The following is an 11,883-nucleotide window of genomic DNA, read 5'->3' as shown; positions in this document are numbered from 1 at the left end:
CCTGTTTTCATGGCTCGATCAGGTTCGGGTGATCCCCACGCCGCCATCCACATACAGCGTCGTACCCGTCACGAAGCTCGACAGATCCGAAGCCAGATACAGGGCCGAACGCGCGATTTCGTCCGGCTGTGCCCGGCGCTTGAGCGCATGCAGGTTCTCGACGAATGCCTGCTGCTCCGGCGTGGGTGTTGCGGCACGGCCCATCGCGGTCTCCGTTCCGCCCGGCATCAAGGCGTTCACCCGCAGCCCCTGTGGTCCATACTCCGCAGCCAGCACATGCATGAGCCCGACCAGACCTGCCTTGGCCGATGCGTAGGCTGCCATGCCGGGCAGGCCAAGTTTGGGTCCGACGAATGTCGATGTAAAAATCAGGGCCCCTCCCTTTCGTTCCAGCAGCGCAGGTATCTGGTGTCGCGCCGACAGGAATGCACCCGTCAGATTCACGTCGAGTGTTTCCTGCCAACCGTCAACCGCAATATCCGTCACGCTGCCCAGCGCACCCATCGTGCCGGCATTGTAAAAGCCGATATCCAGTCCCCCAAACTGCTTCTGTGCCAGCACCACGGCTTCCCGGGCGCAGTTCTCGTCTCGCGCATCACCCGCAAGCGCCGCTGCCCTGCCGCCTTCGCTTTCAATTTCGGCTACCAGTGCGTCCAGACGATCCGCCCTGCGCGCTACCACCACCACGGCGGCGCCCTCCCTGGCAAAGAGTCTGGCGCTTTCATATCCGATTCCTTCGCTGGCTCCCGTGATGATCGCCACCTTGTCTTTCAGCAGTCCCATGTGATTTCTCCCTGAGCAAGATTGGGAGCCGATTCTGGGTCACTGCCGTCCGCCGGACAATCCGTTTCTTATCATGCTCACGGATCCGTCATTCCTCCTCCCGCACGATGGTCTGCGACAGCGGATACCCCCGCATCGAGCCACGCGTGCCATGTGCCGCCACCGAAGTACCGGTCATGCAGTCATCCCCCATCATGCCCTCGGGCGCACAGTCGGCATAGGCCAGCTGGTCGATCTGCGCCTGGGTCAACGGCGTGAGCGGATCCTTCGTATTCACAAAAATCCGCACATAGGCGTTGCCGGAATTTTCTGCAGTACGGCTACCGTGCGCATAGCCCCAGTATTTCCAGCCCCCCTTGCCCGGCGCCCAGCCATCAGTGCCACCATCGCGTGAATCGTTCGAGAGCGTACGGGTGTGGTCGTGACGGAAGCTCGTCACCAGCAGCCCGTCACCCGACGGGGCATTCACGGCAGACAGCTGGTGACGCAGCGGCACCAGCGGCATGCCATCCGGCCACGGCTGGCCGGCCTGGTTGTTGCCGGCCATCACTTCGCTCAGGTCCCCCTGCAGACCGGAAACGGTCATCCGGGTAAAGTTGTAATTGAAATGGCCGTGGAATTCGGTCATGTCGTGCGCGTAGTCCGGCTCCTTGAACTTCGCCACCACGGCATAGCGGCTGATCACTTCGGCTGCTGCCGAAGCCGGACCGGCACCCGATGCATTGGCTGCCGCCAGCGTGAAGGAATATCCGGCACAGCTGCCGGCCGGACAGTTGACGGTCACCGGCAGCGAAGTCCCTTCGGCACTGATGCCGGCCGGCGTGGAAGTCACGCTGTAGCGGGTCACGGCCGTGCCGCCCCCGCGTATCCGTTTGGCCTGCACCTGCACGGTACCGGTTTCGGTACCCAGCCGGGCGCTGACCTGTTCGGGGGCCGAGGGCGCCGTCACGGCCGGGGCCGCCGCAATGGTGAACTGTCCCTTCGTCTGGCCAGAAGCAGCCCCCTCCACTTCGGCCACCACGGTACAGGTGCCGGCCGCCAGCGCCGTCATCAGCCCGCTGCTGGCATCCATGCTGCAGACGGTGGGTGTCTCGCTGCGGTAGCGCACCTTCTGCCCGCGGGGTGTGCTGACCGTCAGCATGGCGGCGTCACCCACCACCAGATCACCGATGTCGTCGAACCTGAGATCGGGCGACACGGCCAGTTGCTGCTGCTGCGTGACCGCCGCCCAGGTGGTGTCACCCGCCTGGCTGGCCGAGAGCGTGCACGTGCCCGATGCCAGCGCACTGACCCTGCCGGTTTCGGCCTCCACCGTGCACACGCCCGGCGTCAGGCTGCTGTAGCGTACCTTCAGGCCGGAGCTGGCCGTGGCGGTGACGGTGCCCGTTTCGTTCGGCGCCAGCGTGGGCAGGGTCGCAAAGGTCAGCGACTGCGGGCGGGTGCCGATGACGGGGCCTTTTTCCCCATTGGGGCCTTCGGCACCGCCGCAGGCAGCCAGTGCCATCAGCAGGGCTGCTGCACCGGCACAGCGTGCAACGCAAATTCCGGACGGTGAAACAGGTTCCAGCCGATCAGCCCGTTCGGTCCGTTTCATCATCATGGCCACCCTCAGAATTTATAGTTGAAGCCCACGTAAACAGAACGGCCATGCCCCGGCACCGCCACACCCCAGGGCACGGTGTTGAGCATCATCGAACTGCCCTGCCCCACATAGGCACCGCCCAGCGGCAGCGCGTAGCCCCGGTCCAGCAGATTGTCGATGCCGAAATCGATGCCCAGCGCTCCCCGCTCGAAACGGGTACGCAGGTTCAGCAGCGCATAACCACCCGTGCGGATTTCATTGCGCACGCTGGAAAGACGCTTCTTGGCCTGCACGCCCTCCCATTCCAGCGTGGTGGTCAGCTGCCCTTCGGCCACGGCCCTCTGGTTTTCCAGACCGAGACGCAGGTTGGCCGGCATGGTGTTGTACAGGCCGCTGCCGGTATCGAGGTTTTTGCCATGCAGCCAGGACAGCTTGCCGTTGAGGGTAAAGCGCCCCCACGCACCCTTTTCCAGCAGCCGGACATGCCCCCACACGTCCGCCCCCAGAATGCGCGCATCCTGGTTGGCGTAGCGCAGCAGCACGAATTCGCTGGTGGCCGTGGTGTTGCCGCTGCGGCACTGGCTGGCCGGGCAGCGCCCGGCATCCACATAATCGTGAATGCGCGTGACGTGCGCACTGGCCGTGATGCCCCAACGCTGCGGGTCGGTGGCATCTTCCCAGCTGGCGCTGCCGCTCAGCGTGTGCGCCACCTCGGGCTTCAGATCCGGATTGCCCAGATAACCATTGCCATCCCCCAGAAAATTGTTCATGCCGGCCGCCATGGTGTTGGTGGACCACGGATAGCGTTCGTACAGGCTGGGCGAACGCGTCTTGCGGGCCACGCCGGCCTCGTAGCGGCGGCCCTTCGCCGGCTCGTAACTGGCCATGGCCGTCACGTCCCAGTGGCTGTCGTTCCTTTTGTGATGGCCGGTATTGAAGGCGGCGGCATCGTCGGCCCAGGTGGGCAGGCTGCTGTAGCCCTGTACCGGCGCGGTACTGGTGCTCACACGTGTATGACGCACGCCCAGCACACTCGTGAGCTGCGCATTCCAGTGCCGCTCCCATTCGGCAAACACGCCCAGCCGGTCGCGATGGCCGTTGTCGATGTTCCAGAAATCGTTCGGCCCCATGGCGCCACTGGCGCTGACGGGCGGCCACCAGTCATACAGCCGGTAAAAAAGCGCCTCCATGCCCAGACGGATGGTTTCGTGTTCGCTCCTCATCAGACTGGCCTGCACAGTGGCGCCGTCGGTGCTGGCACTGGTGCGCATCGGCATGCCGGTGCCGTAGCTGTAGCGATCGTTGCCCACGTCCATGCTGTGACGGATGCGCTGATGCCAGACACGTGCCTTCAGATCGCCCCAGCCGAACTGACCCCGGTATCGCAGCCCCGCCACCGATGCGTGGTTGGCCGTCATGTCCATGCGCTGGTTGGGAAAACCCTGAAACGGCAGATCCTGCCAGTTCACGTCGGCCTCCAGCAGATGCACACCATGGCGCCATGCTGCACCCAGCTTGTGGTTCTGTACCCGAAAACCGCTGGATCCCACTTCATCGGCCGGGATGACACGACCACCCTCGCGCCCCGCTTCCGCAGCCTTGAAGACCCTGCCGGCGCGGTAATTCTTCGCGCGGGACCAGGTGCCCTCGTAATCCAGATGCAGTGATTCGGTGGCGTAGTAGGCGCCCAGACTGGCATCGACCCCGTGGCCATTGCTGCGATAATGGGCACCGACGTTGCCGCCTTTCAGGGCAGGCTCGCCCGGGTCGGCAAATTTCGGCGGGGCCGATTCCACCTGAATGCTGCCGCCAATGCTGTCACCGCCCACACTCACCGGCGAAATACCGGCATACACACGCACGCTCTCCACCTTGGCCGGGTCGATGTACGACAGCGCCGGGTTCATGTGGTTGGCACACGCGGCCAGCAGGTCCATGTCGTCCACCGTCAGGCGCAGGCGCTCGTCGGCCAGCCCATGAATGACGGGCAGGCCTGACACGCCACCGGCCCCGTACACCTCCACGCCGGGAATATCCTTCAGCAGGCTGCTGGTGTCGGGTGAGGACGCGCGTCGCCGGCTCATGCGGCTGGCTTCCGGGGCATCGGCACCGGGGGCCGATGCCTCCTGGCTGGTATCGAACAGACGCAGGCCACGCACGTTCACCGAAGGCAGGCGGGTGGCGGGAGCCGCCCAGTCCGGCATGACAGGTGGGTGATCCTGCGCCGGCTGCTGTGCCCCCGCAGGCGCCAGCACCATGCCAATGGCGGCTGCCAGCACATTGACCCTCATTCTTCTGTTCATCGCTTTGGTCCTGTCATTGTTTTTGCGTGGCAAACGGATCGGAAAACGCCGGATCCTTCAGAAAACGCTCGTCCGTCAGCGTGTGGAGAAAGGCCAGCAGATCGGCCACATCCTGGTCGGACAGGCCACGGTCCTGCACCAGCGGATCCTTGAACGGATTGGCCCGGCCATCCCCCTTGTTGCGGCCACTTTCGACATTGCGGCCACCGCCCGCCATGATACGCACGGCCTCTTCCAGCGTGGCCACCGAGCCATCGTGCATGTAGGGGCCGGTCACCGCCACATTGCGCAGGCTGGGTACACGGAAGGCGCCCATGTCGGCCGGATTGCCGGTGATTTCCTCGGCGCCGCTGTTGTCCTTCGGATAGGCACCACGGCCTTCCAGGTTGTAGAGGCCGATGTTGTGATAGCGCACGACCAGCGACGTGGTCTGCGCCGACATGAACTGGTCATCGAAATTGGGCGCCGCATGACAGGCGCTGCACTGCGCCTGCTCGAACACCTGTTTGCCGTGCAGCTCCTGTGCGCTCAGCGTGTCCCTGCCCTGCAGATAGCGGTCGTAGCGGCTGTCGGCCGTGATGAAGGTACGCTCGAAGGCGCTGATGGCCTTGAGGGCATGTTCCCAGGTAATGGGGTCGCCCTGCGCATCGGGGAAGGCCTGCGCAAAGCGGGTGGCGTAGTCCACATCCTTCGCCCCGGCCAGCCGCTTCATGACCTGGTCGACGTTGCCATCGTTCACGCCCATTTCCACCGGCTCGGTGCCGAATACCGGGTTGGGAATCTGCCGCTCCAGCGTCAGCAGCGATGGATTGGCCCACGTCTGCGTGGCGTGATACGCCACGTTGCCCAGCCCCATGGCATTGCGCGGATGCTTCTGGCCGGTAATGCCGGTGGGGCGGTCCTTGCCATCGGCAAAGGCCCTGGCCTGCTCGTGACAGCCCCCACACGACAGCGTGCCGTCGCCCGACATGCGTTTGTCGTAAAAGAGGTAGCGGCCCAGCGCCACCTTGGCCTCGTTCATGGGGTTGTCGGCCGGCACGCGCGGCGGCGGCATGTGCGGCGGCAGGTTCCACACCCAGGCATCGGGCGCGGTATAGGCCGGGTAATTCCAGTTGAATACGGTGGGCGTGCCGCGCGGCGTGGCATTCTGGCCGCCACTGCCACTGCCACTGCCACTGCCACTGCCATTTTGCGCCGGCGGGCTGCCGCCGGAGGAACCCCCGCAGCCCCCCAGCACGGCCAGGGCAGCCACCACGCCCAGCGCCATGGTCATACGGGGCAACCAGCGCCCCACCACCTGCCAGACACCCGGCGTCTGCTGCCCGTCCACCGTCCGTCCCTCCGTTTACTGGCCGTTGACGGCCTTCAGCACGCTCTGCGTCTTGCCGGCCACGGGCAGGCCCGTACCGCTGCCATCGGCCTTCCAGTCCAGCGCGAGGAATTCGAACGGCTTGGCGCAGCCGGCCGAGGTTGCCCCCGACATGCAGCCACCGGCCCCTTCGGCCTTGCTGGCAATGTCATAGTTGAAGAGCGCGTGGGCATCGAAGGCCACCACCTGTTTGGTGGGATCGAAACCGTTGAGCGTGACCGTCAGGCGGTTCGGTGCCTTGCAGGACGAAATGGGCGTGCCATTGGCCGGGTCGCCCACACAGCCGGTGGAGCCCAGGTGCATGCGGATTTCGCCGTCGTCGGCCTTGCCGTTCTCCACATCGGCCGATTCCCACGGGGTGGGGTCGGCCGCCGTGTTCTGGCCGAATTCGATTTTGGTGAACTTGCGGCCACCCCGCCAGTTCCACGACATGCCCGGGTGCACGGAATTCTGCAGCAGCCGCGGGGTGGAAGCGTCGGCCGTGTTGAGGTGATTCAGCTCGAACGGCACACCCACCGTCATTTCCACGCCGGTGTAGGAGCCTGCCGCCACGGTACCCTCGATGGTGTCGTTGGTCTCGACCGTGCCATCACACTCGCCCACGCCTTTCTGCTCCAGGTCGATGAGACTCAGCGTGGTGTTGCCGTCGGTGCTGGTGTAGTTGTAGTCGTTGGCCTGCTTGAGCTTGAGCGGTACCTTCGTGCCATCGGCCCTGATCAGGTTGACATTGGCGATGTAGAAGCGGAAGTCCTCCATCTTGACGCTGCGCAGCTTGGTGCCCAGGGCCAGCGAGTTGGCGCAGGAGATTTTTTCGCCACCATTGTAGGCAGCAAACTTCAGGGCCACGTCACCATTGGCATTGGTCTGCCAGGCGGTACTGCCCGATCCGCCACTATTGGTACCGGGCGTGCTGCTGCCACCGCTGCTGCCTCCACAGGCAGCCAGGCCAACGGCACAGGCCAGCAGCACACCGGCGCAGACGGGGGTTCTGGAAAAGCGTTTCATCGGAAAACTCCTTGCTCGAAAAGGGAAAGGAAAGGCATCAGAGAAACCAGAAAACACATGGGCCACGCACACCAGTGCGTGTCATGAACGCGTTCGCGCCCGCGCTGGCCGCAGCCGTGTGCCGACGAGGCCCCACGCAGGCAAGGCTGACCGCCCTGCCACGCGGGGCAGCATCGTCAGACAGCCATGCCGTCGCGCGACGACATGAACGGGAAACTGCGCAGGTGCGCACAGGCTTGCCAGGAACACCCGAGCACGCAGGCGGCCCCATGGCAGAAAACGGGAAAAAGACAGAACAGGAAAGAACCGGAAGGTCAGCCGGGCCAGCCAGCGATGACGGTTGCTGCAATGCCGCATGTCGGTACCTGTATTGAAGGCGAAACCGCGTGCCCCCTGGGCAGATGCACGGCCGCCGTGTGTCCCCTTGGGAACCCCTGTCACGGGCACGGCCGATGCAGGTGCAGCGGCCGCGAGATCAGGGATTACCCTTGGAGCATGTTCACGACACGCGCCAGAGCGCGCATGAACATGCCCTGATACCGACCCTGCGCTGGCACATCGAATGCGCACCGGGCGCAGACCGGTACTTTGCTCCTTTTCATTATATACAGCGCACCGATGAAATTCATGACCAAACTGGCAAATGGTCTGTATCAAAAACCGATATTTGCGCAGCTGTCGGTACAGATTTGATGGATATCAATTTAGCGACCTGGTTTCGACGAAACCGAACCAGTTTGCCCGGCAAAATGGGCATTTCCGGGCTGTGGCCAGCATGACGCGTACACGGTCGCCGTCTTTTTCAAACCACGACCGGACCACGATCCAGCGGTTTTCGCCGTTACTGAATTGTGGTTCATTTATTCCCCCGGCTCACGGTCGGAACCATTGTTCCCGTAAACCGAAATACACAGTCACTGGATCCGCTGAATCGCGTTCACCCCTCCTGGAGGGATTCATGAATTCATGCGTCCCCGCGCGGGAGACCTCTGAGGACGGGCAGGCACGGCCGGGCAGGGGCCATTCGCCCCCTCGCCGGATGTCTCAGCAAAAATCCCGCTGCCCCTTCCTGGCTCCCGCCAGCCGGACTGCCTCAGAACCGGTAGGTCAATCCCACCATGTACGTGCGTCCCGGTCCGGGCATGGCCACGCCCCAGGGCACGCTGTCGAGTGTCGTGGTGTTGCCCTGGCCGACCCAGGCTTCACCCCCGGTCAGCGTGTAGCGGCGGTCGAGCAGGTTCTCGATGCCAAAGTCCAGCCCCACCATGCCGATGATGAGACGGTTGCGCCAGTGGATCAGGCCATAGCCCGGCGTACGGACTTCGTTGCGCACAGCGGACAGCCGCTTTCTGGGCTGCACCCCCTCCCATTCCAGGGTGTTGCGCAGGCCCAGACGGTCGTCGGACCAGTTCATTTCCAGCGCCAGACGCAGGCGGCCCGGCATGACCCCGTACAGGTTGTCGTCGGTCACATCGTTGCGGCCGCGCATCCACGACAGCTGGCCGTGCACGACGAAGGCATCGCCCAGCATTTTCCGGTCGCCCAGGCCACGATGGACGCGCAGGTCCATCCCGTGGGTGCTGGCATTCTGGTTGACGGCACGCAGCATCACGAACCGGCCGGTGACGTCGGCATTGCCGCTGCCACACTGGTCTTCCACACAGCGCGCCACATCCACGTGGTTGCGGATGCGTGAGGCCCAGGCGGTGACGCTCATCCCCCAGCGCATCGGCCCGGTCGGGTCTTCCCAGCTGGCGGTGGCGCTGATGGTGTTGGCCACTTCGGGCTTCAGGGCCGGGTTGCCAACGAAACCGTTGCCATCGCCCGGCAGTCCGGCCACGCCCGCAGCCAGTGCACTGGTGGACCAGCCGTAACGTTCGGCCAGGCTGGGCGAACGGGTGGCGCGGGCAAGGCCCAGTTCGTAGCGATGGCCCATGCGTGGCGCGTAACTGGCCAGAGCCGAGAAGTCACCGTGGTTGTCGGTGGTCTCGCGGGTCGCGGCGTTGAAGGCGGCGGCATCCGTGGCCCAGCCATCCAGCGGCCCCGTGGCGCTGACGGCACCGGCGCGGGTGGTCACCCGGGTGTAGCGTACCCCGACCAGCGTGCTCCAGTCGGCATTCCAGTTGCGCTCCCATTCGGCAAAACCGCCCACGCGTTCGCGCCGGCCGTCGTCGAGGGTCCAGACGGTGTTCCGGGCAGCAGCAGTCTGCCAGCCGGTATCCTGTTTTTCGGACAGGCCCTCCACGCCAAGGCGCAGGATGTCACGGCTGCCCTGCATCACGTCGGCCTGCACGCGTACGCCGTCGGTGGTGCCTTCGTTGCGGGCACGCAGACCATCGGTGCGCAGGGCACGATCACGGCCGGTATCCAGGTGATTGCGGATGCGCTGGTGCCAGACACGGGCTTTCAGGTCGCCCCAGCCATACATGCCACGGTAACGCAGACCGGCCATGCCGGCTTCGCTGTCGGTGAGGTCCAGCCGCTGGGTGGGCAGCCCCTGGAAGGGCACACTTTCCCAGCCGATCTCGGCTTCCAGCATGTGCGTGCCGGCCGTCCAGGCAGCCGCCAGCTGGTGATGCTGGGCGCGGAAGCTGCTGGAGCCGATTTCATCGGCACGCAGTACCGGGTTGCCGTCACGGCCGGCCCCGGCGGCCTTGAAGTTGCCGCCCGCACGGACATTCTGCGAGCGGGCCCAGCCGCCCTGGTAGCGCAGGCCGAGCGTGTCGGTGGCATAGTAGGCCCCGTACAGAAAATCGATGCCCTGACCGTTGGTACGGTAGTGGGCCCCCCAGTGGCCACCGGACAGCGGATCACTGGGGCCATCGGCAAAGCGCGGACCGGCGGTTTCGATGACGATGCCGCCGCCGATGCTGTCACCACCCACGCTGACCGGCGCCACCCCGGGCCAGGCGTAGAGCCGGCGCACGCGCTGCGGGTCCAGATGGGACAGGACCGGGTTCAGTGCCCGCACGGGCACGCCGGTCACGTCCTGGTCATCGATCACCAGCCGCAGGCGGTCAGCCCCCAGGCCCCGGATGAACGGCAGCGACGACAGGCCACCCGCCCCCTGCAGGTGCACTTCCGGCAGGTCGGCCAGCAGACGGGCGCCATCGGAAGTATCGAGGTGACGACGCAGGAAACGGTTGACGGCGTGGGCCTCGGGCACACCTCCCATGCCGTCGCCTATCGGGTCCACCGGCGCAATTTCGTACAGGCCCACGCTGCGCAGGTTCTGCATTGGCGGCAGGGCACGCGACGGCCACAGCGGCACGGGCACGGCATCGACCCCCGTCAGCATCCGCTCCCCGGAAAAATTCCCCGTGTGCTGGCCATCATGAAGTTCCCCCCGGTGGGAGAAATTGTCGTGACGGCGGGGGCCCGTCAGGACGGGAATGCCTGCAGCAGCCTCCGGCCCGGCCATGAGTTTCCCAGTGCCGCCGGAATCCGCCCCATCCTGGGTGTGTGCCCAGGCAGGCGTCATCATGGCGCCGATGGCGGCTGCCAGCAGGCTGAGCTTCATGTGTCTGTGCACGGCATATCCCCTTGCAATGCCATCGTGGGCGGAGCCCTGCGGCCCCGGGCACGCATCACGAATCCGTTCGTTACCGCACACCCGTACCACGGGATCCCATGAAAAAACCGCGGCCAAAAATCGCGGCCCCCTCACACGACAATGCCGGGAGGCCGTGTCGATCGCGGCATGACGCTACAGTCGCGCCAGCACCTTCACACGGCGGCATCTGCCGGCGCGGCCGGAGCTGTCGTGCGACGGCTTTCCTGTTCGATGCGGGCCAGCACCTCGTCCAGGCGCTGGTTGGCCCAGTCGTTGCCGATCTGGCAGGTACCGGCGTACTCGTGACCGCCCCCGCCATAGCGGGTGCACAGGCTGCCGATGTCCACACGGGACGCCGTGTTGAAAATCGACCGGCCCAGCGCAAACACGGTGTTGGCCTTCTCGCGCCCCCACATGATGTGCAGCGACATCGTGGCGTTGGGGAACAGCGCGTAGACCAGGAAGCGGTTGGCGGCGTAGATGGTCTTTTCGTTGCGCAGGTCCAGCACCACCACGTCGCCCTGCATGTACGCACAGCGGCGCAGCTGCTCGATGGCACGGGACTCGTGCTCGTGATAGCAGCGCACGCGCTCGGCCACGTCCGGCAGGGCCAGGATGCGGTCGATGTCCATCGAACGGCAGGCATCCACCAGCATCATCATCAGCTGCAGGTTGGAGATGCGGAAATCGTGAAAACGGCCCAGACCGGTACGCGGGTCGCACAGAAAGCCCAGCAGCGTCCAGTCGCGCGGGTGCAGCACATCGGCCAGCGTATAGGCAGCACTGCCGGCCTTGTCGGCCGCTGCCAGCATGGCGGCGGAAAAATGCGGAAAACGCGCCTCGCCCCCGAAGTGGTCGTGAATGACGCGCGACACCGAGCGCTCGCCCACCCCCATGACGAGGTTGCTGTAGCCCACGCGGGGCAGCGTGCGTGCCCCCGGGGCCTGGTAGTCGAACACCTGGCCAGCAGTGGCCACATAGGGCAGGTTGACCAGCATGTCGTGGCGGCCGACCGGCACCTTCCCGTCCTGCACGTCCTTGGGATGCACGAACAGGACGGAATCGACCACGCCGATGTCACGCAGCATGGCCGCGCTGACCAGGCCATCGAAATCGGAACGGGTAATCAGTCGGAAGGGATGTTCGGTTCGCATGGGGTACACCTGCTCCAGGGAGTGCGCCCTGCGGCCCGAAGCGGGAGGCGGCGCAACCAGAGCCGGCAGTATCTGCCTGCGCCCGCAGGCTGCCTGCCCCTGCCCGACTTGCGGCCTTCCCGCGCCTACCAGCG

General features: G+C 65.3%; 8 protein-coding genes. 1 reads left to right on the top strand and 7 read right to left on the bottom strand.

The annotated features are described in order from the left end of the window. Positions 1 to 18 precede the first annotated feature (18 nt). The 5 genes from EHV23_RS10945 to EHV23_RS10925 form a co-directional block, all read right to left on the bottom strand. Positions 19 to 783 (bottom strand): SDR family oxidoreductase, encoded by a 765-nt coding sequence (locus EHV23_RS10945; RefSeq protein WP_125096104.1) that lies wholly within the window; start codon positions 781 to 783, stop codon positions 19 to 21. Between the two features lie 88 nt (positions 784 to 871). Next, positions 872 to 2,287 carry a hypothetical protein gene (locus EHV23_RS10940; RefSeq protein ID WP_125096103.1) on the bottom strand — a complete coding sequence of 472 codons (1,416 nt, stop codon included), beginning with the start codon at positions 2,285 to 2,287 and terminating at the stop codon, positions 872 to 874. A 104-nt stretch (positions 2,288 to 2,391) separates the two neighbouring features. After that, positions 2,392 to 4,668, bottom strand: a complete 2,277-nt coding sequence (locus EHV23_RS10935; RefSeq protein WP_238990428.1) for a TonB-dependent receptor — start codon at positions 4,666 to 4,668, stop codon at positions 2,392 to 2,394. 13 nt (positions 4,669 to 4,681) lie between these two features. After that, entirely contained in the window at positions 4,682 to 5,998 is a 1,317-nt protein-coding gene (locus EHV23_RS10930) for a methanobactin export MATE transporter MbnM (RefSeq protein WP_238990427.1), read from the bottom strand. A gap of 15 nt (positions 5,999 to 6,013) precedes the next feature. Next, on the bottom strand, positions 6,014 to 7,042 hold the full coding sequence (locus EHV23_RS10925) for an MbnP family copper-binding protein (RefSeq protein ID WP_125096102.1): 1,029 nt from the start codon (positions 7,040 to 7,042) through the stop codon (positions 6,014 to 6,016). Positions 7,043 to 7,530: 488 nt separating this feature from the next. On the opposite strand from EHV23_RS10925, the gene EHV23_RS10920 reads away from it, so the two are divergent. Continuing rightward, positions 7,531 to 7,821 (top strand): hypothetical protein, encoded by a 291-nt coding sequence (locus EHV23_RS10920; RefSeq protein ID WP_125096101.1) that lies wholly within the window; start codon positions 7,531 to 7,533, stop codon positions 7,819 to 7,821. A 314-nt stretch (positions 7,822 to 8,135) separates the two neighbouring features. Here the strand turns inward: EHV23_RS10920 and EHV23_RS10915 are convergent, their stop codons facing one another. Together EHV23_RS10915 and EHV23_RS10910 are read right to left on the bottom strand one after the other, a co-directional pair. Next, positions 8,136 to 10,562: a TonB-dependent receptor gene (locus EHV23_RS10915; protein ID WP_125096100.1), complete on the bottom strand. Its 2,427-nt coding sequence runs from the start codon at positions 10,560 to 10,562 to the stop codon at positions 8,136 to 8,138. A 206-nt stretch (positions 10,563 to 10,768) separates the two neighbouring features. Continuing rightward, the gene (locus EHV23_RS10910; protein WP_125096099.1) at positions 10,769 to 11,749 is read right to left on the bottom strand and encodes an exopolyphosphatase; all 981 of its coding nucleotides are present in this window, start codon (positions 11,747 to 11,749) and stop codon (positions 10,769 to 10,771) included. Between the last annotated feature and the right edge of the window lie 134 nt (positions 11,750 to 11,883).

Source organism: Lautropia dentalis (assembly GCF_003892345.1).
In the GTDB taxonomy this organism is placed as follows: Bacteria; Pseudomonadota; Gammaproteobacteria; order Burkholderiales; family Burkholderiaceae_E; genus Lautropia; species Lautropia dentalis.
The sequence above is the reverse complement of the archived record's forward strand: the minus strand, read 5'-3'. Positions and strand labels throughout refer to the sequence as shown.